The sequence below is a fragment of the Neobacillus niacini genome, assembly GCF_000759675.1.
Lineage (GTDB): Bacteria > Bacillota > Bacilli > Bacillales > Cytobacillaceae > Neobacillus > Neobacillus niacini_A.
The window spans coordinates 113139-135535 of the sequence record NZ_BAWM01000114.1 but is presented as its reverse complement, the minus strand read 5'-3'; the positions used below and the strand labels follow the sequence as shown (position 1 = coordinate 135535).

The 22397-nt window shown below is 37.8% G+C and carries 21 protein-coding genes, 3 tRNA genes and 1 other annotated feature; of the genes, 19 read left to right on the top strand and 5 right to left on the bottom strand.

The window, feature by feature from the left end; all coding sequences use genetic code 11:
- The first annotated feature begins 132 nt into the window (after window positions 1–132).
- The 11 genes from TR08_RS24850 to glmS all read left to right on the top strand — a co-directional run bounded on the left by TR08_RS24850 (window position 133) and on the right by glmS (window position 9242).
- Window positions 133–207, top strand: a tRNA-Gln gene (locus TR08_RS24850).
- A gap of 1 nt (window position 208) precedes the next feature.
- Window positions 209–281, top strand: a tRNA-Lys gene (locus TR08_RS24845).
- Window positions 282–410: 129 nt separating this feature from the next.
- A tRNA-Ala gene (locus TR08_RS24840) sits at window positions 411–486 on the top strand.
- A gap of 608 nt (window positions 487–1094) precedes the next feature.
- The gene (gene rocF, locus TR08_RS24835; RefSeq protein WP_045522809.1) at window positions 1095–1991 is read left to right on the top strand and encodes an arginase; all 897 of its coding nucleotides are present in this window, start codon (window positions 1095–1097) and stop codon (window positions 1989–1991) included.
- Between the two features lie 206 nt (window positions 1992–2197).
- A complete protein-coding gene (gene sigW, locus TR08_RS24830; RefSeq protein WP_045522807.1) occupies window positions 2198–2761 on the top strand; it encodes an RNA polymerase sigma factor SigW in 564 nt (187 codons plus the stop codon).
- Window positions 2762–2777: 16 nt separating this feature from the next.
- The gene (locus tag TR08_RS24825) at window positions 2778–3401 is read left to right on the top strand and encodes an anti-sigma factor family protein (protein ID WP_045522805.1); all 624 of its coding nucleotides are present in this window, start codon (window positions 2778–2780) and stop codon (window positions 3399–3401) included.
- A 133-nt stretch (window positions 3402–3534) separates the two neighbouring features.
- The gene (gene cdaA / locus TR08_RS24820) at window positions 3535–4368 is read left to right on the top strand and encodes a diadenylate cyclase CdaA (RefSeq protein ID WP_045522803.1); all 834 of its coding nucleotides are present in this window, start codon (window positions 3535–3537) and stop codon (window positions 4366–4368) included.
- A complete protein-coding gene (locus TR08_RS24815; protein WP_045522801.1) occupies window positions 4361–5587 on the top strand; it encodes a CdaR family protein in 1227 nt (408 codons plus the stop codon). Before cdaA ends, TR08_RS24815 begins: the two co-directional genes overlap by 8 nt.
- A 37-nt stretch (window positions 5588–5624) precedes the next feature.
- Window positions 5625–6974 carry a phosphoglucosamine mutase gene (gene glmM / locus TR08_RS24810; protein ID WP_045522799.1) on the top strand — a complete coding sequence of 450 codons (1350 nt, stop codon included), beginning with the start codon at window positions 5625–5627 and terminating at the stop codon, window positions 6972–6974.
- 252 nt (window positions 6975–7226) lie between these two features.
- Entirely contained in the window at window positions 7227–7394 is a 168-nt protein-coding gene (locus tag TR08_RS32815; protein ID WP_193747846.1) for a hypothetical protein, read from the top strand.
- 45 nt (window positions 7395–7439) lie between these two features.
- Window positions 7440–9242, top strand: coding sequence for a glutamine--fructose-6-phosphate transaminase (isomerizing) (glmS, locus tag TR08_RS24805; protein ID WP_045522798.1), 1803 nt, complete (start codon window positions 7440–7442; stop codon window positions 9240–9242).
- Window positions 9243–9702: 460 nt separating this feature from the next.
- Here glmS and TR08_RS24800 read toward each other — a convergent pair whose 3' ends face one another.
- A complete protein-coding gene (locus TR08_RS24800) occupies window positions 9703–10257 on the bottom strand; it encodes a helix-turn-helix domain-containing protein (RefSeq protein ID WP_045522796.1) in 555 nt (184 codons plus the stop codon).
- Between the two features lie 109 nt (window positions 10258–10366).
- Between TR08_RS24800 and TR08_RS24795 the strand changes: the two genes are divergently transcribed.
- Window positions 10367–10951 (top strand): LysE family transporter, encoded by a 585-nt coding sequence (locus TR08_RS24795; RefSeq protein WP_045522794.1) that lies wholly within the window; start codon window positions 10367–10369, stop codon window positions 10949–10951.
- Between the two features lie 331 nt (window positions 10952–11282).
- The gene (locus TR08_RS24790; protein WP_045522792.1) at window positions 11283–11654 is read left to right on the top strand and encodes an iron chaperone; all 372 of its coding nucleotides are present in this window, start codon (window positions 11283–11285) and stop codon (window positions 11652–11654) included.
- A 598-nt stretch (window positions 11655–12252) separates the two neighbouring features.
- Here the strand turns inward: TR08_RS24790 and TR08_RS24785 are convergent.
- Window positions 12253–13098: a nuclease-related domain-containing protein gene (locus TR08_RS24785; RefSeq protein ID WP_238579240.1), complete on the bottom strand. Its 846-nt coding sequence runs from the start codon at window positions 13096–13098 to the stop codon at window positions 12253–12255.
- Between the two features lie 148 nt (window positions 13099–13246).
- On the opposite strand from TR08_RS24785, the gene TR08_RS24780 reads away from it, so the two are divergent.
- Genes TR08_RS24780 through TR08_RS24770 form a run of 3 tightly spaced genes read left to right on the top strand, consistent with a single transcriptional unit; the run spans window position 13247 to window position 15813 of the window.
- Complete coding sequence (locus tag TR08_RS24780) at window positions 13247–14224, top strand: ABC transporter ATP-binding protein (RefSeq protein ID WP_045522789.1); 978 nt, start codon at window positions 13247–13249, stop codon at window positions 14222–14224.
- The gene (locus tag TR08_RS24775) at window positions 14221–15024 is read left to right on the top strand and encodes an ABC transporter permease (RefSeq protein WP_045522786.1); all 804 of its coding nucleotides are present in this window, start codon (window positions 14221–14223) and stop codon (window positions 15022–15024) included. Before TR08_RS24780 ends, TR08_RS24775 begins: the two co-directional genes overlap by 4 nt.
- Window positions 15025–15030: 6 nt before the next feature.
- The gene (locus TR08_RS24770; RefSeq protein ID WP_045522784.1) at window positions 15031–15813 is read left to right on the top strand and encodes an ABC transporter permease; all 783 of its coding nucleotides are present in this window, start codon (window positions 15031–15033) and stop codon (window positions 15811–15813) included.
- Window positions 15814–15835: 22 nt separating this feature from the next.
- Here the strand turns inward: TR08_RS24770 and TR08_RS24765 are convergent, their stop codons facing one another.
- On the bottom strand, window positions 15836–16090 hold the full coding sequence (locus tag TR08_RS24765; protein ID WP_045522782.1) for an alpha/beta-type small acid-soluble spore protein: 255 nt from the start codon (window positions 16088–16090) through the stop codon (window positions 15836–15838).
- A gap of 102 nt (window positions 16091–16192) precedes the next feature.
- Window positions 16193–16400: a binding site (T-box leader), on the top strand.
- A 207-nt stretch (window positions 16401–16607) separates the two neighbouring features.
- Between TR08_RS24765 and argS the strand changes: the two genes are divergently transcribed.
- From argS to TR08_RS24750, 3 genes are all read left to right on the top strand, one after another.
- The gene (gene argS, locus TR08_RS24760; RefSeq protein WP_045522781.1) at window positions 16608–18302 is read left to right on the top strand and encodes an arginine--tRNA ligase; all 1695 of its coding nucleotides are present in this window, start codon (window positions 16608–16610) and stop codon (window positions 18300–18302) included.
- A 59-nt stretch (window positions 18303–18361) separates the two neighbouring features.
- Entirely contained in the window at window positions 18362–18829 is a 468-nt protein-coding gene (locus TR08_RS24755; RefSeq protein ID WP_045522779.1) for a DinB family protein, read from the top strand.
- Window positions 18830–19076: 247 nt separating this feature from the next.
- Window positions 19077–20258: a NupC/NupG family nucleoside CNT transporter gene (locus TR08_RS24750; RefSeq protein ID WP_045522777.1), complete on the top strand. Its 1182-nt coding sequence runs from the start codon at window positions 19077–19079 to the stop codon at window positions 20256–20258.
- A gap of 41 nt (window positions 20259–20299) precedes the next feature.
- On the opposite strand, the gene TR08_RS24745 is transcribed toward TR08_RS24750, so the two are convergent.
- Together TR08_RS24745 and TR08_RS24740 are read right to left on the bottom strand one after the other, a co-directional pair.
- A complete protein-coding gene (locus tag TR08_RS24745; RefSeq protein WP_045522776.1) occupies window positions 20300–21577 on the bottom strand; it encodes a cation:dicarboxylate symporter family transporter in 1278 nt (425 codons plus the stop codon).
- Window positions 21578–21701: 124 nt separating this feature from the next.
- The gene (locus TR08_RS24740; RefSeq protein ID WP_045522774.1) at window positions 21702–22298 is read right to left on the bottom strand and encodes a DedA family protein; all 597 of its coding nucleotides are present in this window, start codon (window positions 22296–22298) and stop codon (window positions 21702–21704) included.
- Window positions 22299–22397 lie beyond the last annotated feature (99 nt).

Genomic DNA, 22397 nt, shown 5'->3' with positions numbered 1-22397 from the left:
GAGGGGTAGCGAAGTGGCTAAACGCGGCGGACTGTAAATCCGCTCCCTCCGGGTTCGGCGGTTCGAATCCGTCCCCCTCCACCACTTATATTTTTAAAAAATATTGGACAAACTAGTTAATGTCCTTAATATTGGGCTATAGCCAAGCGGTAAGGCATCGCACTTTGACTGCGACATGCGTTGGTTCAAATCCAGCTAGCCCAGCCAAGAGCCATTAGCTCAGTTGGTAGAGCATCTGACTTTTAATCAGAGGGTCGAAGGTTCGAGTCCTTCATGGCTCATCATTTAACAAGTGACCCCAAGGGATTTTATATCTCTCAGGGTCTTTATCTATGAAAAGCGGAAATAATTCAGTGTGGTAGAACACCACCTTGCCAAGGTGGGGATCGCTCACTTTAAATCCTTCATTTGGGGCCTTAGCTCAGCTGGGAGAGCGCCTGCTTTGCACGCAGGAGGTCAGCGGTTCGATCCCGCTAGGCTCCACCATCACACTACATAAAATATTTGCCTTAAGTCATTTAATGATTTAAGGCTTTTTTGTATTCAAGCACGACCTAGTCCTCATTAAAGATACTGCCGATTCAAAAGCACCAAAGGCTATGAGTGACCGGAATTTTGTAAAAATAGAAAGAGTGGTCACTAATGAGGGCTATAAGTGACCGAAATCTTGTTAAAATAGAAAGAGTGGTCACTAATGAAGGCTATAAGTGACCGAAATCTTGTTAAAATAGAAAGAGTGGTCACTAATGAGGGCTATAAGTGACCGGAATCTTGTTAAAATAGAAAGAGTGGTCACTAATGAAGGCTATAAGTGACCGAAATCTTGTTAAAATATAAAAAGTGGTCGCTAATGTGTATTATAAATGACCGAAATCTTGCTGGAATAGAAAAAGTGGTCACTAACGAAAACTAAAGATGACCGAAATTCCAACTGAACCTCGTTGATGCCTATATAAAACGCTAGCATCCGTCAATAGATTAGCAACAATACTCTGTTCGCTGTCAACCGTATATATATACATAATCTTGTTGAGTTGAGTCATTGGTTTGAAAGCGGTTAAAATAGTAATTAATGAAGGGGTAGGAGGTAAAGTATGAGAAAACTATCTATAGTAGGAATGCCGATGGATTTAGGTCAAATGAGACGTGGAGTGGACATGGGACCTAGTGCTATCCGGTATGCTGGGATAAATGAGCGACTAAAACCACTTTTTGATGAAATTCATGACATGGGTGACATTCCGATTGGAAGACCAGAAGTGGTAATTGATAAAGAATCTAACTTAAGGAATTTAGATCTCGTAGCTGAAAAAAGTACATTGCTTGCAGAAAAAGTTGATGTAGTCATTCAATCTGGTTCATTCCCGCTTGTTTTGGGAGGAGACCATAGCATTGCCATTGGTACATTAGCGGGTGTTTCTAAGCATTATAAGAACTTAGGTGTTATTTGGTATGATGCACATGGTGATTTGAATACAGCAGAAACCTCACCTTCTGGGAATATACATGGGATGCCGTTAGCAGTAAGTTTAGGGATTGGTCATCATTCTTTAACAGATATCGGAGGGTATACCCCAAAGGTAAAACCAGAGCACGTTGTTATCATTGGTGCAAGATCGCTTGATGATGGTGAAAAAGATCTAATTAAAGAAAAAGGCATAAAAGTATACACCATGCATGAGATTGACAGACTAGGGATGGCAAAGGTGATAGAAGAAACGATTGCCTATCTAAAAGAAAGAACAGATGGCGTTCACCTATCACTAGATTTAGATGGATTAGACCCAAATGATGCTCCAGGTGTAGGAACCCCTGTTATGGGCGGGATTAGTTATCGTGAGAGTCATTTGGCAATGGAAATGCTTGAAGAGGCGAAGATTATTACTTCAGCAGAATTTGTTGAGGTCAACCCTATTTTAGACGAAAAGAACAAAACGGCAAGAGCAGCTGTTGAATTGATGGGCTCCTTATTTGGTGAAAAATTACTTTAATCATTAGTCAGCGGCTTTCCTTGAAAGCTGCTGTTATTATTTCCGCTAACACTTCCCACATTTAAAAAACTTTTAAGCTTCCTTTTATCCAAATTAGTTAATATTTGTTAATATAAAAAGTATGTAAGAAAGATATTATTTATATTGAAACCTTTTTGCTATTGATTCGTAAGATTGTATAGCCGCATTGGAGCTGAGAAGAATAAATGGAAGCCCTTATAAAAAAAAGAATTAAACAGGTAATAAAAGGCGATCAAGATGCTTTTGCTGAAATTGTTGAAATATATAGTAATGGTATTTATCAGCTTGGTTTTCGAATGCTGGGAAATCGCCATGAAGCAGAGGACATTGCACAGGAAGCCTTTATCCGTGCATATGTTAATATCAAATCATTTAATCAGGATTTAAAGTTTTCAACTTGGTTATATCGGATTGCAACAAATTTGTGTATAGACAGGATTAGAAAGAAAAAGCCAGATTACTACCTGGATGCAGAAGTCTCGGGAACAGACGGTCTCACTATGTATTCACAGCTGGCATCCAATTCTCCTTTACCTGAAAAGGAATTAGAAAGTCTTGAACTTCAAGAATCTGTTCAAAAGGAAATTTTGAAGCTGCCTGAAAAATACAGATCTGTTATTGTTTTAAAATATATCGAAGAGTTGTCATTAAATGAAATAAGTGAAATCCTTGATTTGCCACTAGGCACAGTCAAAACGCGTATCCATCGTGGACGCGAGGCGTTACGTCAACAATTACGTTATGTGTGATAAGAGGTGAAACACGTTGAAGTGTGATGAAGAAATCGTTGAGTTAATGCATGAATATTTAGATGATGAAATTGAACCCCAAAATGAGATGATTTTAAGAGACCACCTCAAAAGCTGTAAAGAGTGTGAGACAATTTTCAATGAATTTAAGAAGACAATTGCTGTTGTAAAAGGTACTTCTAGAATGCAGTCACCTCCCAATTTTACGGCTAAAGTAATGGCCAGCCTGCCCAAAGAAAGGAAAAAGGTTGGCATGCAAAGATGGTTACGAAATCATCCGCTAATTGCTGCCGCGTCATTATTTTTAGTCCTTATGACAGGAAGCGTATTTTCAACATGGAATCAAGAACGTGAATTTTCAGTTTCCAAACAGGAAAACTTAGTAATTCAAAACGATACGGTAATTGTCCCTGAAGGGGAAGTAGTAAAGGGCGATGTTGTTGTTCGTAATGGAGTACTAAAAATTGAAGGTGAAGTTCAAGGAGATGTAACCATAATAAACGGAGAAAAGTACCTAGCTTCTGCTGGACATGTAACCGGACAAATAGAAGAGGTTAATGAAGTATTTGATTGGATTTGGTATCACATGAAAAGGATTGCTTTTGAGGTAGTTGATATCTTTAATGAAGGTGAAGAATAGTAAGAAGAAGTCACTCATAGTGAGTGATTTCTTTTTTTAATGATATGTATATATATGATAAATAATAAGTACAGGTTTAATTTATGTTATAATAAAAAGGTTATAAGTTAGACAAATTTACGGAGGAAAAACAATGCCGTTTTTTGAAGATTTTAATATATGGAAGTACTTAGCTAGTATTGTTGATATTCTCCTTGTTTCGTGGGTTATATATAAGCTGTTAAACCTAATAAAAGGAACAAAGGCTGTACAATTATTAAAAGGAATTGTGGTAATTCTCCTTATAAGAGTTGTTAGTGAGTTTTTTGGTCTAAATACGCTAAGCTGGTTAACCCAGCAGGCCATTGATTGGGGATTCTTAGCTGTAATCATTATCTTTCAGCCTGAGCTCCGGAGAGCCCTTGAGCAATTAGGCAGAGGGCGGTTTTTTTCAAGAAGCAATGGTCCGGACGATGAGGAACAAGAGAAAATGGTGGACGCCATTGTTAAGGCAACAGACTATATGGCTAAACGGCGCATTGGTGCCTTGATTTCCATTGAAAGGGAAACAGGGATGAGTGATTACATAGAAACGGGGATTCCACTAGATGCGAAAATTTCTTCTGAATTACTCATAAATATTTTTATTCCAAATACACCACTCCATGATGGGGCTGTTATTATCCAAAAAAATAATGTAGCCGCAGCTGCTTGTTATCTTCCTTTGTCAGAAAGCCCTTTTATCTCAAAGGAGCTTGGTACAAGACATCGTGCCGCTTTAGGAATAAGTGAAGTGACAGACAGTATTACGGTAGTAGTTTCTGAAGAAACCGGAAATATATCTTTAACCAAAAATGGGGAGCTTCATCGAAATTTAACATTAGAAGGATTTAAAGAATTAATTTCTCATGATTTAATTATTACTAGTACAAAAGTAAAACCGGCTTCTTCAGCTCGTTGGAACTGGAGGGGAAAAAATAATGGATAAATTGATGGATAATCCCTGGTTTATAAAAATACTGGCGTTATTAATGGCAGTACTACTTTATTCTGCTGTCCCAAATTCTGGGGGGAAAACAACAGAAATTAATGTACCTGGCGAAAACACCACAGAAACCTTAGCAGATATTCCAGTAAAAGCTTATTATGATACCGAAAACCTTGTAGTTTCAGGAATACCGGACACGGTGGAAGTAACCATCGAAGGTCCAATGCCACATGTTCAATCCGCAAAGGCTTTAAAAAACTTTGAGGTTTTTGTAGATTTAACCAATGCTAATATAGGTAATCAAAAGGTGAAATTTGAAGTAAGCGGGTTATCTGAAAAGTTAAAAGCAACAATCAAACCTAGTTCTTTAACCGTAGCAATCCAGGAAAAAGTAACAACGGAGTTTACGGTAGAGGCTGAATTTGATAGTGATTTGGTAAAGGCTGGTTATACAGCAGGACAACCTACCGTTAAGCCAAATAAAGTTAAAATAACAGGTGCGAAAGATGTAATCGATCGGATTACATATGTTAAGGCAACACTTGAAGGCAGAGATCTTCTTGATAGTACAGTCTCAAAAGAAGCACAGGTACAAGTACTTGATAAGGAATTAAATAAACTGAATGTAGTGGTTGAGCCGGCAAAAGTAGAAGTTACGATTCCGATAAAAAGCAATGATAAAACAGTTCCAATAAATATCATTGAAAAAGGAACACCACCAGCCGGGGTCACGATTGAATCGATAGACTTAGATGTAAAAGAAGCAGTGATTTCTGGTGAAGAGGATGTATTAAAAGATACTGATAATGTCCGTGTCGAAGTTGACGTAAGTAAGATAAGTGATAATACGACCATAACTTTACCAGTGATTATCTCCAATGGAATAACGAAAGTAACACCTGAAACCGTAGAGGTAACCGTGGTGGTTAAAAAAGAGGAAGAGACGACCGTATCAGGGATCCCGATAAATATTAGGAACTTATCCGAAGATTTTGAAGCGGTCATCAACGACCCAGCCAATCGATTAGTAAATTTATTAGTCTTTGGACCAGGTGCAGTAACAGGTCTAGGACCAAACAACTTCAATATTTTCGTTGATTTAACAGGTTTTACAGAGGGTAATCATAACGTCCCGATTCAAGTAAATGGACCACCGGATGTAAATTGGAAACCTGATAAATCGTCAGCAAAAATTACGATAACGAGAGCCAACGCATAAAACACAGCAGTATACATGATAAGGAGCGATTTTGATAATGGGAAAATACTTTGGTACCGATGGCGTCCGCGGAGTGGCGAATAGTGAATTAACACCTGAATTAGCATTTAAGCTGGGGCGTTTCGGTGGGTTTGTATTAACAAAGGACAAGGACAGACCAAAAGTGCTAATCGGTCGTGATACCCGTGTTTCCGGACATATGCTGGAAGGAGCACTGGTAGCTGGATTACTTTCAATTGGTGCAGAGGTAATGCGCTTAGGTGTTATTTCAACACCAGGTGTATCCTATTTAACAAAGGCGCTGGGGGCTGAAGCTGGAGTAATGATTTCTGCTTCCCATAATCCGGTGGCTGACAACGGCATTAAATTTTTCGGTCCTGATGGATTTAAGCTTTCTGATGAGCAGGAAAATGAAATTGAAGAATTAATCGATAAAACAGATGATCAATTACCAAGACCAGTTGGTGCAGATTTAGGTCAAGTTATGGATTATTTTGAAGGCGGACAAAAGTACCTGCAATACTTGAAAAATACAGTGGATGAAGATTTCTCAGGTATTCATATTGCCTTAGATTGTGCTCATGGAGCTACTTCTTCACTTGCAACACATCTATTTGCAGATTTGGATGCAGATATTTCAGTCATGGGAGCTTCACCTAATGGCATTAATATTAATGCTGGTGTCGGCTCGACACATCCAGAAGCATTAGCGGTATTGGTAAAGGAAAAGGGTGCCGATGTGGGTCTATCGTTTGATGGCGATGGTGACCGTTTAATTGCTATTGATGAAAAGGGTAATATCGTAGATGGCGACCAAATAATGTTTATCTGCGGGAAATACATGAAGGAACAGGGTCGTCTTAAACATAGTACGATTGTTTCAACCGTAATGAGTAACCTTGGATTCTATAAAGGCTTAGAAGGACACGGAATTCACAGTGTTCCAACAGCAGTTGGGGATCGCTATGTTGTCGAGGAAATGAAGAAGAATGGATTTAATCTCGGTGGCGAGCAATCTGGACACATCATTTTCTTGGATTACAATACAACTGGAGACGGCCTGCTAACTGGATTGCAATTAGTAAATATTATGAAATCAACTCAGAAAACATTATCTGAATTAGCTGCAGATATGAAAAAGTTCCCTCAGAAGCTGGTTAATGTCCGAGTAACAGATAAGTACCATGTCACGGATAATGAAAAGGTAAAAACGGTTATTGAGCAGGTTGAGGCGGAAATGAATGGAAACGGTCGTATTCTCGTTCGACCATCAGGTACAGAACCTCTGGTTCGAGTAATGGCGGAGGCACCTACAGAAGAATTATGCGCAGCATATGTAGACCGAATTGTGACTGTAGTAAAGGAAGAAATGGAATTAAAAGAATAGACATACATTTGTACATGCATAAGGGAACGTAACACTTCCTTTATGCATATTTTATTATGTAATTGGTAAAGTCAAACAACTTTGCCATTTTTATTATTTTGTTGACGAATGCTGATTCATCAGTTACGATTAATTTGCTTTGTTTCTTAAAAGCAATATAAATTTTAAAAGGAGGATAGTGGATAAAAACGTATTAATAAAAGCGCCTGAACTAACCATGGTGGGTTAGTTGACGAGGAGGAGGTTTATCGAATGTTCGGCGGATACCTCCCGGTTGAACGCACAACCGATTGTTTCTTCTTTAAAACACCGAGGCAACTTGGTGCACAAAGAGAAGGAAATGCGCATACTAAACATAGCAATAAAAAGAAAAAGGTATATACAGATACCTTTCAAAACAGAGATAAGGGGGCAAGGTGAGCCTCCAAAGCATTCTTGCCCCCTATATCAGGGAGGAAAAGAAAAATGTGTGGAATCGTTGGATATATTGGAATTAATGATACGAAAGAAATATTACTAAAAGGCTTAGAAAAGCTCGAATATAGAGGTTATGACTCAGCTGGAATTGCTGTAATGAACGAAAATGGAGTCCGTGTTTTTAAGGAAAAGGGACGTATTGCTGATTTACGTGAGATTGTAGAATTGGATGTTATGGCTAACATCGGAATTGGCCATACACGCTGGGCTACTCACGGGGTTCCAAGCAGAACAAATTCCCATCCACACCAAAGTGCATCTGGACGTTTTACCCTTGTGCATAATGGTGTAATTGAGAACTATGATCTTTTAAAGCGTGAATATTTAGCAGATGTTACGTTTGTAAGTGAAACGGATACGGAAGTCATCGTACAGATGATTGAAAAATTTGTACACGACGGCTTAGACGTATTAGAAGCTTTCCGTAAGACACTAGGTCTGTTACACGGCTCCTATGCCCTTGCTTTATTGGACGAACAAAACGGTGATACTATTTTTGTTGCAAAAAACAAAAGTCCATTATTGGTAGGACTAGGTGCTGATTTCAACGTTGTTGCCAGTGACGCAATGGCTATGCTTCAAGTTACGGATGAATACGTAGAGCTAATGGATAAAGAAATCGTGATCGTGACAAAGAACGATGTAACTATCCAAAACCTTGATGGGGAAACAATTACTCGTACTTCTTACATTGCAGAATTGGATGCAAGCGATATTGAAAAGGGCACCTATCCTCATTATATGTTAAAAGAAATTGATGAGCAGCCTGCAGTAATGCGTAAAATTATCCAAGCATACCAGAATGAACAAGGTGAATTAACCATTGATCCTGAAATCATCTCTGCCATGAACAACTCTGATCGTGTGTACATTATTGCGGCTGGAACTTCCTATCATGCAGGTCTTGTTGGTAAGCAGTTCATTGAGAAACTGGCAAAAATCCCTGTAGAAGTTCATATTTCAAGTGAGTTTGGCTATAACATGCCTCTTCTTTCTGAGAAACCATTATTCGTCTTTATTTCTCAGAGTGGTGAGACTGCTGATAGTCGTGCCGTTCTTGTTAATATTAAGGAAATGGGTTATCAAGCACTAACGATTACAAATGTGCCTGGTTCTACTCTTTCCCGTGAAGCAGACCATACTCTATTGCTTCATGCTGGTCCAGAAATTGCGGTTGCCTCTACAAAAGCATATACGGCACAATTAGCTGTTTTGGCTATTTTAGCGGAAGTAACAGCAAAAAGCCGCAAACTTGATCCAGGATTTGATCTTATCCACGAACTGGGTCTGGTTGCAAATGCAATGGAAGTCCTTTGTGATTCAAAAGAGCTTATCGAGCATATTTCTAGGGAGTTTTTAGCAGTAACACGTAATGCTTTCTTTATTGGACGCGGAATTGATTACTATGTTGGGTTAGAAGGAGCCTTGAAGCTAAAAGAAATCTCTTATATTCAAGCAGAAGGCTTCGCTGGTGGAGAATTAAAGCATGGTACGATTGCTTTAATTGAAGAAGGAACACCGGTTATTGCGCTTGCAACTCAAGAAAGTGTAAACTTAAGCATTCGCGGTAACGTAAAAGAAGTCGTTGCCCGAGGCGCAAACCCATGCATCATCTCGATGAATGGACTAAATATGGACGAAGACAGCTTCGTTATTCCGGAAGTACATGAATTATTAACACCACTTATCTCTGTAATACCAATGCAAATACTTGCCTACTATGCAGCTCTACACCGCGATTGCGACGTTGACAAACCACGTAACCTTGCTAAATCGGTGACAGTTGAGTAAGAGGTAAAAAACTTTAAACGAACTTGTCTCCCACCAATTAACCCTGACGACACACAAAAAAGTCTGATGATAGACAAAAAAGTGTGAAGTCGGTTGGGAATTGAGCAGGAGGCAATAGGTGAATATGTAATGCTTGCAAGAATCGGGAGCCGTACCGTTGGTATGTGTTCTCGGTTCTTTTTTTATTTAATCAAACGTTTGATTAGTAAAGGGAAAAATTAATCAAACGTTTGATTAAAACCTAAAAAGCCTTATGTATCACGATTGTGAGTGAGACGGTAAAGCAAGAGAAAAAGCACGAATAGAAGCCCGAAAAAACGCCCGCAAATCTTTTCGAATTCAGATAGTTAAAAATATGCTTGTGTTATTAAATTAACTCGCAGTTCAATTTAATAACTTTATTGATACAAAGGCACAAATAAAAACAGAAGTAAATCCCCGTTCTTGTAGAACGGTTTTTTTAACCTGGATAATATATGACCATACTTAATCGAGTTAATGTTTTCCCTGAATTATGATAGTTATGGGGTCTGTCAGCTTTGAATCTGATAGAATCACCACTTCTTACTGTATATTCAATGTTATTTACACGGACAGTTAATTCTCCATCAAAAACAGTTAAGAACTCTTCAGTTCCCTCACCGTGCGAATCAGCACTTAGGAATCCACCTTTTTCTATCTCGACTGAATAAACTTCAAAGCGCTTATCATCTTCAAAGGGAAAGTAGGGATAGACTCGATATTTCCTATTGTCTTCAGATAATAATTGAATGTCACTTCTTAAAACCACTTTTGTATCTGGCTTCGGACTATTTATTAGTGAAGTAAAAGAAATCTTTAATCCATTGGCTATTTTCCAAATAGTTGTAATTGTAGGGCTCGATTCTCCCCTTTCAATTTGACCTATCATCGTTTTACTTACTCCAGTTAATTCTGCAACCTTTTCAAGACTTAATTTCTTGCTTTCTCTAAAGGCTTTTAAATTTTTTGCAATGATAAGATTTATTTCCTCCATAAATACACCCCGCATTTACAATATAACGTCCGTATTGTACAATAAAAAGTAAAACGTTATAATGTCCGTTTTAGTCATTATAACACACATTACAAAGGGGGAGTCCAAAATGCACTTATTATCGTTTTTGCTATATGTTTTTGTTACAAGTTTTACACCAGGTCCCAATAATATTATGGCAATGTTATTTGCTAACAAATACGGGTTAAAAAAGACAATTAGATTTTGTTTAGGAGTAGGTGCAGGTTTCTTTGTAATAATGTTATTGTGCATTTATTTTAATCTTTTGCTGGAAAATTTCATTCCGAAAATTGAATTTATTATGACAATCCTAGGTGCAGTCTATATGTTGTATCTTGCTATAAAAATTATTACTAGTAAAAATAATGATAAGGACAATAATGGGGACAAGAATAATAGTTTTTTAACAGGAATGCTTTTACAATTCATAAATCCGAAAGGTATATTGTATGGCATAACTGCAATATCAACCTTCATCCTTCCATATCACACATCAAATTTCAGCTTACTATTTTATTCATTATTTTTGGCTTTTGTTGGTTTTATGAGTACTTTCTGTTGGAGCATGTTTGGTTCGATTTTTCAAACGTTCTTATCAGCGTATAAAAGTCAGTTTAATGTAATTATGGCTTTGTTATTAGTGTATAGTGCAATTTCGATACTTGTAGAATAAAACAGCTTTCTTATTCAATTAAAGGGCGCAATTGGGAGTAACACAGATAGAAAATAATCAATCTTTTTTCAAAACACGCTCTTTCCTTTTGTTCATTTATTAAAGTTATCAGTATTAATTTGATCAAACTTTATTCTAAAGCAACAAACTGTGTAGCTTTTAAATAAAGTCGTACCGTTTTGAATAAAGTTATACCGTTTTTAAAAAGTTGCACCGTTTCACCCCGTTGGATATGATTATCTAAAGGGTTGTTTTTTTATGTCTAAAAGAATGAGAAAATCTAAAGTTGATAAGTGGATTAAAAATATTTTTTATTTTAGGAGAGAACGACATGGAAGTTTTTGCAGAATTTTTAGAGCATATTGGTAACCCACAACATCGAGACCGAACGGAAGAAGTTTTGGCTTGGGTATCTAAGAAATTCCCAAATTTAGAGCCAGCAATTAAGTGGAATCAGCCTATGTTTACCGATCACGGCACATATATTATTGGCTTTAGCGTAGCCAAACATCATTTGGCTGTTGCTCCTGAAGAGGCAGGGATTAATCATTTTTCTGATAAAATTGTGCAGGCTGGCTATGATCACACCAAGGGGTTGGTACGTCTCCCGTGGGATAGTCCGGTTGATTTCTCATTACTTGATAAAATGATCGAGTTTAATATTTTGGATAAGGCAGACTGTTCAACTTTTTGGCGGAAATAAAAAAATCGGATTATTAAGGGTTCAATTAATTTTAATCAAACTTTTTTCAAAAGCTACAACTGTTGAATGACAACAAAGTCGGGTACTGGACAACAAAGTCACGAACTGACATATTGCAATTTTCAAAAAATCTACCTTGTAAGACACGATCCGATTTTTACGGAAAAATAGAAAAGTGGTAACCAATAGAGGTCATTGGTTACCGAAACAGCAAGGGAAGATAGAAAAGTGGTAACCAATAGAGGCTATTGATGACCGAAACACAAGGAAAAATAGAAAAGTGGTAACCAATAGAGGCTATTGGTGACCGAAACAGCAAGGGAAGATAGAAAGGTGGTAACCAATAGAGGCTATTGGTGACCGAAACAGCAAGGAAAAATAGAAAAGTGGTAACCAATAGAGGCTATGGGTGACCGAAACAGCAAGGAAAAATAGAAAAGAGGTAACCAATAGAGGTCATTGGTGACCGAAACAGCAATAGAAATAGATAAATGGTAACCAATGAAGGAAATACTTCTTAAACCCCTATTACATTACTCATAAAAAGCCCATTGCCCATAACTTACAGCTTTATAGTTCTTCTTTAAAATTTTCCTAATCATCTTTCTAGACTCGACCACCCTGCACCAATCATGAATAATATTAGTGGTGATTTTAGGTCTGGAAAAAGTAGCTTAAATTCTCCTACACTCCGTACGACTGCTGATTCAACCTCCTCCTCATAACCGCAATGATTACACGTAGCTTTTCTTTCGCAACAGTACATAAAAGGTGAGTTACAGGTACCACAAGTTAACCCTTTTTGAAGTGAATGGTAGTTGTATGGAGGCAATTTTGGATACGGAGAGTCAATGGTGTGTCCGTCAGTTAATTTATCAGCAAGCTTCCGGTGCATCCCATTTAGTTTTGATGGTTTTGAGTTTAGTTTTTTCATGAAGCAGCTTAGTTGTGAAGGAAAAATGATCGAATTATTTTGGGGAGCCTGGTATAAGAAAAATCCAGGGTTTATGAAGATCAGGTAGGGTTCAATATGAAAATGGAATCCATCATCTTGAAGATATTCGCGGAGCATGGTTTCACTTCTTTTTAACTGGTGGAGGGGATTACTGATTGGCTTTTTAATTTTACATAGATTGAATTCATCATTTTGGTAATAATAATCACCTTCATAATTTTTTACTTCGCAAGGGAAAATCGTATTTTGCACTATCATTACGGTATCAATTTGAAATTTAGAATTGTTTCTCTCGAGCATTATATCGTTTAGAATATATATTTCACTATTGAGGTTCGATGCCGTCAATAGGTCAAATGCCACTTCCCCTTCATATCCTTTCTTCAAGTATAAATACTGCTTCTTTTCATCTTCATTTAAATTCATTCTTGCGTTTAAGATTCTCATAATCTTTAATAAATCGGATTCACTTCTTGGTTTTATTAACATAATCCACTTCCTTTCAACCTAATCATATAAAAAATTAATCGAAAATGTTGTGACAAAATATCTACAAAAACAATTTAGAAAATTCTTGACACTCATCTACTTGAGATGGTACTATTTTTCTCTGTGACAAAAAGGGAGGGAAAACCAGTTGATAAAATTAGATAGCATAACGAAATCCTTCAAAGTGGCTAAGCGTTCCACTGGATTGCTGCAAGCCACCAAGGCACTCTTTTACCGGGAGCATACGATTGTTGAAGCCCTTAACGATATTTCCTTCACAATCAATCCAGGTGAAATTGTTGGATACATCGGTCCGAATGGTGCTGGTAAATCGACAACGATTAAAATCATGAGCGGCATTTTAGTTCCTGACGGGGGAAAGTGCAGTATTATGGGGTTCACGCCATGGAAGAACCGGGTAGAGTATGTAAAAAATATAGGGGTCGTCTTCGGTCAGCGTTCTCAGCTTTGGTGGGATGTTCCGGTGATCGATTCCTTTGAGCTATTAAAGGACATTTACAACGTCCCAACGCAGGAATATAAAAAGACATTAGACCTGCTCATAGAAACATTAGAATTAAAAGACATAATTAACTCTCCAGTTAGACAATTAAGTTTAGGTCAGCGAATGCGCTGTGAAATCGCGGCATCTCTTATACATAATCCCCAAATTTTATTTTTAGATGAACCGACGATTGGACTTGATGCGGTTTCAAAAATAGCGGTCCGCCAGTTTATCAAAACCATTAATCAGGAAAAGGGAGTAACGGTTGTCCTAACTACCCATGATATGAATGATATAGAAGCGTTAGCCAATCGTGTGATCTTAATTGGAAAAGGCAGTCTGCTTTATGATGGAAAACTAGAGGAACTGAGAAAGCGTTTTGGAACGCATAAAACGATTACGGCAGATTACCGTAAAAATACCATTTCCATTGATATTCCTGGGACCACCATACTCCACTGGACTCCTGAGCATGCTGTACTAAGTATCGATACAGAACAGATTCTTACCTCCGATGTCATTACCCAATTATCGAATAAGGTGGACCTGATCGATGTGACGATCGAATCACAGCCAATAGAAGATATTATCGTCCAGCTTTATAAGGAGTTCAAAATATGAAGGTATATGCTTCGGTACTAAAACTAAGACTCTTAATTGGTATGCAGTATCGATCTGCTGCGCTGGCTGGAGTAGCAACTCAATTTTTCTGGGGATTCATTTCGATTATGGTTTTTGAAGCGTTTTATGAATTTACAGCCGTAACACCGCCAATATCCTTAAAAGAGCTAATCACCTATATATGGCTGCAGCAAGCTTTCCTTGCTTTTATTATGCTTTGGTTTCGTGATAATGAATTATTTGATCTCATTACAAGCGGCAATATCGCCTATGAACTTTGTCGGCCAACAGATTTATATGGTTTCTGGTTTGCAAAACTTCTGGCACAGAGGTTGTCCAGTGCGTTATTACGCTGCTATCCGATCTTACTTGTGGCTTTCTTTTTACCAAAACCCTACAACATGACACTTCCTCCAAATGTTATAACCTTTATCTTATTTGTCATTACCCTTTTATTAGGCTTACTACTATTAGTAGCGATTTCGATGTTCTTATATATTTCTGTTTTTGTGACTTTATCTCCAATGGGTTCACTATTAATATTTGGAGTTCTAGGGGAATTTTTTGCAGGGTTGATTATACCAATTCCACTAATGCCACTGTGGCTGCAAAAAATCGCCTATGTCCTGCCATTCCGCTGGACTGCAGATTTTCCATTCCGTGTTTATTCAGGACATATTGCACAAAGTGACGCCATTATTGGAGTTTTTATTCAATTAGGATATCTTTTAGGTCTCCTATGGTTAGGAAAACTGGCGCTTAACAGCGTATTAAAAAGAGTCGTCGTACAGGGGGGATAATGAGAGATGAGTCTTTATTTTAAGTATCTTTTAATCTTATTTAAATCACAAATGCAATACCGTACATCATTTTGGCTATTATCAATCGGGCAGTTTTTCATTCCTTTCTCGATTTTTGCGGGACTCTACTTTTTGTTTGAACGATTTGGGCAAATAAAAGGCTGGGAGTTCTTTGAGGTGGCTCTTTGTTTTGCTGTGATTCACATGGCATTTTCGTTAAGCGAGTGTTTTGCACGCGGATTTGACACTTTTTCCAGTCTGATCATTAAGGGAGATTTTGACCGAGTTCTTGTACGACCACGAAGCACTTTTCTTCAAGTACTCGGGTCAAAATTTGAATTCACGCGAATAGGCAGGCTGCTTCAAAGTGCTATCGTACTAATTTGGGCATTGAATAATCTCCCCATTGAATGGAGTATTCTTAAGGCACTCACCCTGTTTTTTATGATTACCAGCGGGGTATTAATCTTCACGGGTATCTATATGCTGGCAGCTACGATGTGTTTTTGGACGGTACAGGGTCTAGAAGTAGCAAATATCTTTACGGATGGCGGCCGAGAGATGGCCCAATACCCGTTAAATATTTACCAAAAGTGGGTGGCACGGTTCTTTACCTATGTTATCCCCTTCGGAACCGTAAATTACCTTCCGTTATTGTTTATTCTTGGAAAAACAAAAGGCGATGAAATTCTTTATATGCTGACTCCTCTTGCAGGCAGCCTTTTTATTCTTCCTTGTTTTCTCGTATGGCAATTTGGAGTAAGGCATTATCGGTCCACCGGGTCATAAGTAAGCAGTGGGGTCCCACTGCTTACCTTTTTTTAGCCATATTTTCCTGTGCCATTTTAACAAGCTCACGGACCATACTACCGCCTAGTCTGCCGCCGACCTTACCCGCTTGCTGTGAAGTGAGTTGTCCATTGTAGCCTTTCTTTAAAGGAACACCAACCTCTTCGGCTGCCTCGAATTTGGCGTTCTCTGGATTTTGCGCCTGAACGACCTTCGCCTTTAAGGCATCTAATCCATGCCTTGCCTCAGGGACGAGAATTTTATTTCTTCTGGCCATGATATCCCTCCTTTACGGATAAGATGCCCAATTTGAAATAATAATCAGCAACGACTAGATAAATCCTTTATTATCCAGTATAATAACTATCAATTAAGTCTGATAAAATCAATGAAAAAGAGAGTAATTTTCTGGGAAGTCGAAGCGAGTCAGGGACGGTGTGAGCCTGATACGAAACAGGGGATGAAGCGCACTTTTGAGATGTTTGCCTGAAGAAAGTAGGGCAAACCGGAGAAGTCCTCCGTTAACAAGCCAAGCTGGTTCTTTTGAACAAGTAGAGTGGTACCGCGAGTTAACTCTCGTCTCTTCAACATAGAGACGGGAGTTTTTTGTATTTATTGGCTGTGTTAAAGCTAATTTTTGATGTTGGCACTCTGTTGATTGAAGCGGAAGGCACGAAGACTCCTGCGGGAGGCTCCCCGGGCCGCCCGCGGAAAGCGAAGTGCCTGGAGTGGAAATCAACAGACAATTTTAACACAGACTTTTTATAAAAAAAAGAAATAGGAGGTCTAGAAAAATGAAGTATAAACAGGAGCTTGCAGAAATATTATTTGAAGTGCTAGGTCATGAAATGCAAGTAAAAGAGCTTGAAATGTTAATTGAGAAGCCTAAAAATCAACTGCACGGTGATTTAGCCTTTCCTTGTTTCTCATTAGCAAAAGTAAAAAGAAAATCGCCAAATATTATTGCTCAAGAGTTAAGTGTAAAAATCCAATCGCCAACTTTTGAGAAGATTGAAGTAGTGGGTGCCTATCTGAATATCTTCTTAAATAAAAAATTGGTTTCGGAAGATACGGTTGCTGAAATTATCAAGCAAAAGGATAAGTATGGTGCTCTAGACATCGGAAATAACCGTCCTGTCACGATTGACCTGTCATCACCCAATATCGCGAAGCCCTTTTCAATGGGCCATTTGCGTTCAACGGTCATAGGAAACTCTTTAGCATTCATTGTAGAAAAATGCGGATATAAGCCTATTAGAATTAACCATATAGGTGACTGGGGTACTCAGTTCGGTAAACTTATTACGGCATATAAGCTATGGGGAGAAGAAGAGAGGGTCAAACAAAACCCGATTAAGGAATTATTAACCCTCTATGTTAAGTTCCACGATGAAGCAGAGAGCGATCCTTCACTCGTCGAACAGGGAAGAACCTGGTTTAAAAAACTTGAAGACGGTGATGAGGAAGCCATTTCTCTGTGGCAGTGGTTCCGTGATGAGTCCTTAAAAGAGTTTTCAAGAATATACGAATTAATGAACATTCACTTTGATTCCTTTGCAGGGGAAGCTTTTTATAATGATAAAATGGACCGTGTCGTTCAGCTATTAGAGGAAAAACAATTACTAATAGAATCTGACCAGGCTCAGGTTGTAGAACTAACAGACGAAGGATTGCCTCTATGCTTAATTAAAAAATCCGATGGAGCAACCCTTTACGCAACGCGAGATTTAGCAGCAGCCCTTTACCGTAAAGAAAACTATGACTTTGATTTGTCATTGTATGTCGTCGGTAATGAACAGAGTCTCCATTTTAAACAGTTAATCGCTGTGTTAGAAAAGATGGGGTATGCATGGGCAAAAAATATGGTCCACATTCCTTTCGGGATGATGCTTAAAGATGGAAAGAAGATGTCGACAAGAAAAGGAAAGGTCGTCTTATTAGAGGAAGTATTAAATGAATCTATTTCTATGGCAAGACATAATATTGAAGAAAAAAATCCAAACCTCACAAATAAAGATGCCGTAGCCAAAAAGGTGGGGGTAGGAGCAGTCATGTTCCATGACTTAAAGAACTTTAGAATGAATGATATAGAATTTTCACTGGAAGAAATGCTCCGTTTTGAAGGAGAAACCGGTCCTTATGTCCAATATACTTATGCAAGGGCTTGCTCTATTTTACGTAAAGCAAATTGGCAAATAGATCATGTTGTCCAAACATCTTCTCCATCCTGGGAAAAGGAGTGGAAGGTTGTTAGTTTGCTTATGGAATTTACAAATGCTATTAAAAGAGCGTTTGAACAGTTCGATCCATCCCAAATTGCCAAATATATTGTTGACCTCGCTCAAGCCTTCAATAAATATTATGGCGAGGTAAAAATTCTTGAAAATGGTGCAGAACAACAAGCTCGATTAGCTCTTGTATCTTCCGTTACGATTGTTCTAAAAGAAGGTCTGAGATTATTAGGAATTGAAGCCCCAGAAGAAATGTAATAAATATTGATACTAATTATTATGAAAAAGAGCGATGAAGAAGAGGGAGGAATAATAGAATGAGCCAGCTTTTGTTTAATAACATGGAGCTTACGAGAAGTTTTTTTATCAAGAATGTTGAGGCAGTTGAGGAAGGCCTTGCTGACATACAACCTGAAGGGTTTAACAACACGATTCATTGGCATATTGGACACGTATTAACGACTGCAGAAAATATAATGTTTGGTTTTCCTAAAAAGACAAGCCATTTACCAGCAAACTATATGGAATTATTCGCAAGAGGAACGAAACCGGCAGACTGGCAAGGAGATGTTCCTTCTGTTTCAGTCTTGACTAGTCAGTTAAAAGAACAATTAAAAAGAATGAAGGAGATTTCAGTTGAAAGCCTCAACATGAAGTTGAAAGAGCCATTTCTTGGACAGGAAACGTTTGGTGAACTTGTTAATTTTGCTCTTTTTCATGAGAATTTGCATTTAGGGCACATTCATGCAATGAAACGTGTTATTGAAACAGCAAAGACTAAGTAGAGTTAATAATGATTGATTAAAATTCCACCTATCTGGTGGTTTTTTTTGTTATAAGAATAAGAAAAGTGGAGGAAGGAATAATAAAAAGTGAAAAACCTGAATTTTATTACTATATTTTATTCGATTGACACAAGTAACCGTTACCATTATACTCATTTTTGTGATTGAATATGTCGATATTTGTCGAAATTAATGGTGTTTTCTAACTTCTTAGCTAAGGACATCACGAATAGGAGAGAAAAATACTTTGAAATATGTTCTGTTTTTGGCTGCAATCGTTGTCATCTTTTTGTTAGCCTATATCGTTAGTAACAATAAGAAAAGGATTAAAGTTAAACCACTTGTTACAATGCTAGTATTACAGCTTATTTTTGCTTTTTTGCTGCTTAATACCGAAGTCGGATTTGTCATTATTACAGCAGTCTCTACATTGTTCGACCATCTTTTAAGTTACGCTGCAGAGGGAATAAACTTTGTTTTCGGAGGAATGGCGAATAAAGGAGCGGGTCCATTTTTCTTAAATGTCCTCCTGCCAATCGTGTTTATCTCAGTATTAATTGGAATTGCACAGCACATTAGGGTCCTTCCTATTATCGTTCGTTATCTAGGCATCATTTTAAGTAAGGTAAATGGTTTAGGTAAATTAGAATCCTATAATGCAGTTGCATCTGCTATTTTCGGTCAATCTGAGGTGTTTATCTCTGTAAAAAAACAGCTTCCTTATATACCTGAACACCGACTGTACACATTATGTACTTCAGCCATGTCAACGGTTTCTGCCTCAATATTAGGGGCGTATATGACGATGATCGATCCGAAATATGTGATTACGGCATTGGTATTAAACTTATTTGGTGGTTTCATGGTTGCCAATATCATTAATCCTTACGAGGTTTCAGCGGAAGAGGATATTATTGATATTCAAGAGGAAGAAAAACAAACCTTCTTCGAAGTCATTGGGGAATATATTATGGATGGATTCAAGGTAGCCATTATTGTTGGAGCCATGCTAATTGGTTTTGTTGCTTTAATTAGTATGATTAATTATGTATTTGAAGCTATTTTTGGAATCAGCTTCCAGATGGTCCTGGGTTATGTGTTTTCACCACTTGCCTTTATTATTGGAGTTCCTGCAGCAGAGATGGTAGAGGCCGGCACCATTATGGCAACGAAATTATTGTCAAATGAGTTTGTGGCGATGATGGATTTAGCAAAGATCTCAGATTCTCTATCAAGTAGAACAGTTGGAATTATTTCCGTGTTTCTTGTATCCTTTGCGAACTTTTCATCGATTGGAATTATCACGGGTGCCGTAAAGGGTCTGAATGAAGCAAAAGGAAATCAAGTAGCAAAGTTTGGATTGAAATTACTATACGGAGCAACACTTGTAAGCTTATTAACAGCTGCAATCACGAGCATTATGCTATAAAAAACAAAGGCTGCCTGGAATTTTCTCCAGACAGCCTTATTTTATTGAATGGCAGTTTTTACTTCTTTTATCTCATTTATATACTTCTCGGCTTTTTCTGTATCAAATTGCTTTTCCCATTTTGACATGACAACCGCAGCCAGCGAGTTACCAACCACATTGACCACCGTTCTGGCCATATCTAGAATTCGGTCAATTCCAGCGATAAATGCCAAGCCTTCTAATGGAATTCCAACAGACCCCAAGGTAGCCAATAAAACAACGAAGGATACGCCTGGAACCCCAGCTATTCCTTTAGACGTCACCATAAGCACCAGCATAAGCGATATTTGCTGACTAATGGAAAGGTCAATGCCATACATTTGTGCGATAAAGATGGCCGCTAATGCTTGATAAAGGGTAGACCCATCAAGGTTAAAAGAATATCCAGTCGGAATGACGAAAGATGCAATTGCCTTAGGGCAGCCGAATCGTTCCATTTTTTCCATAACCTTTGGTAGTACAGTTTCTGAGCTCGCTGTAGAATAAGCAAGGATTAATTCATCTTTAAGAATGCGAATTAGGTTAAAGATATTAATTCCGACGATTTTAGCAACCAATCCTAAAACAACTATAATAAAGAATGCCATGGCTCCATATACCGTGAAAATTAACTTACTCAAGGGAATTAAGGAGGAAACTCCAAAGGTTGAAACAGTTACCCCGATAAGGGCAAAAACACCAAAAGGAGCAAATTTCATGATTTGGTTTGTAACATAAAACATGGCTTCAGCTGTTCCTTGAAAAAATGCTAATACTGGTTTCCCTTTCTCACCTATTGCGGCGACTCCGAGGCCAAAAAAGACAGAAAAGAAAATAATTGCAAGCATATCACCTTTTACAAGTGATTCAAATAGATTTTGAGGGACAATATTAACAAATGTATCTGCAAAGCTATGGCTTTCCACTTGTTCTGTTGTGGAAATATATCCGCCAATATCCTTCTTGCTTAAATTATCCATATTAATGCCAGTACCAGGCTGAAACAGATTGGCTGCACCTAGGCCGATAATGATCGCAATGGTAGTAATAATTTCAAAGTAAAGAATCGTTTTACCACCTAATGCTCCAAGTTTTTTAATATCTCCTACTCCTGCAACACCAACAATTAAACTAGATACCACGATTGGGATTACAATCATTTTTATCAGGCGGATAAAGATCGTCCCGATAGGCTGTAAATATGTTTGCACCTCAGGATTTCCGTAAAAAATCGCACCTACAGCAATCCCAAGTATTAATCCGACTAAAATTTGCCAAGCTAAACCAAACTTTTTCAAACAATCAATCCTTTCGACATAAATCTAATGTTTTCGACAGAAAGCATGTATGTTGTCTATTTTATTTTCTAATCACTAAAAAATCAAATGAAGCTTTGATGTCAAAAAAAAACAACCACTGTAATTATTCAGTAGTTGTTTTTTTGGTTTTCTTTACTAAGAAATAAATGACACCAAGAATGACTGCACCGATAATAATAGGCATTGTATATTGCGCTGCATATTCTTTAATATGCGACCAATTTTCCCCTAACGCATGTCCTAGATAAAGGAATAGAATGGTCCAAGGAATAACAGCTGCAACTGTATAAAGAGTGAATTTTGCTGCAGACATTTTAGCAATCCCTGCTGGGATGGAGATCGCATGCCGGACAACAGGAATAAAGCGGGCAAAGAAAATGACTCCGACTCCATATTTTCTAAACCATTGCTCAGATAGGTCAATTTGCTTCTTTTTAATAAAGACATATTTACCGTACTTTTCTAAAAATGGACGTCCTCCGTAATACCCAGCCCAATAGAGGAATAGCTGTGCAAGGGTTCCACCAATTGTTCCAGCAATGATCGCACCTGGGTAGCCGAGAATTCCTTCCGAAATCATATAACCGCCATATCCTAAGACTATTTCACTAGGAATTACTTCTATCATCAAACCTAGTGCTATTCCGAAGTAACCTAACTCTGATAAGAACTCTAAAACAGAGAAAATAAATTCTTTCATGGTTCACCTTCACTTTTGTAAATGTTTTTTGCTTTTATTAGTTTATAACAGTTTCATAAATAAAGAAATGGAAGTGTTAAAATTGTCCGTTGATTTGCG

Bases quoted from the DNA above. Each gene is read 5' to 3' on its own strand.
- TR08_RS24790 (WP_045522792.1), top strand. From the start codon at position 11,283: ATGGAAGTTTTTGCAGAATTTTTAGAGCATATTGGTAACCCACAACAT.
- TR08_RS24795 (WP_045522794.1), top strand. From the start codon at position 10,367: ATGCACTTATTATCGTTTTTGCTATATGTTTTTGTTACAAGTTTTACA.
- TR08_RS32815 (WP_193747846.1), top strand. From the start codon at position 7,227: ATGTTCGGCGGATACCTCCCGGTTGAACGCACAACCGATTGTTTCTTC.
- TR08_RS24815 (WP_045522801.1), top strand. From the start codon at position 4,361: ATGGATAAATTGATGGATAATCCCTGGTTTATAAAAATACTGGCGTTA.
- argS (WP_045522781.1), top strand. From the start codon at position 16,608: ATGAAGTATAAACAGGAGCTTGCAGAAATATTATTTGAAGTGCTAGGT.
- TR08_RS24775 (WP_045522786.1), top strand. From the start codon at position 14,221: ATGAAGGTATATGCTTCGGTACTAAAACTAAGACTCTTAATTGGTATG.
- glmM (WP_045522799.1), top strand. From the start codon at position 5,625: ATGGGAAAATACTTTGGTACCGATGGCGTCCGCGGAGTGGCGAATAGT.
- TR08_RS24785 (WP_238579240.1), bottom strand. From the start codon at position 13,098: ATGTTAATAAAACCAAGAAGTGAATCCGATTTATTAAAGATTATGAGA.
- TR08_RS24740 (WP_045522774.1), bottom strand. From the start codon at position 22,298: ATGAAAGAATTTATTTTCTCTGTTTTAGAGTTCTTATCAGAGTTAGGT.
- TR08_RS24800 (WP_045522796.1), bottom strand. From the start codon at position 10,257: ATGGAGGAAATAAATCTTATCATTGCAAAAAATTTAAAAGCCTTTAGA.
- TR08_RS24765 (WP_045522782.1), bottom strand. From the start codon at position 16,090: ATGGCCAGAAGAAATAAAATTCTCGTCCCTGAGGCAAGGCATGGATTA.
- cdaA (WP_045522803.1), top strand. From the start codon at position 3,535: ATGCCGTTTTTTGAAGATTTTAATATATGGAAGTACTTAGCTAGTATT.
- TR08_RS24770 (WP_045522784.1), top strand. From the start codon at position 15,031: ATGAGTCTTTATTTTAAGTATCTTTTAATCTTATTTAAATCACAAATG.
- rocF (WP_045522809.1), top strand. From the start codon at position 1,095: ATGAGAAAACTATCTATAGTAGGAATGCCGATGGATTTAGGTCAAATG.
- TR08_RS24755 (WP_045522779.1), top strand. From the start codon at position 18,362: ATGAGCCAGCTTTTGTTTAATAACATGGAGCTTACGAGAAGTTTTTTT.
- glmS (WP_045522798.1), top strand. From the start codon at position 7,440: ATGTGTGGAATCGTTGGATATATTGGAATTAATGATACGAAAGAAATA.
- sigW (WP_045522807.1), top strand. From the start codon at position 2,198: ATGGAAGCCCTTATAAAAAAAAGAATTAAACAGGTAATAAAAGGCGAT.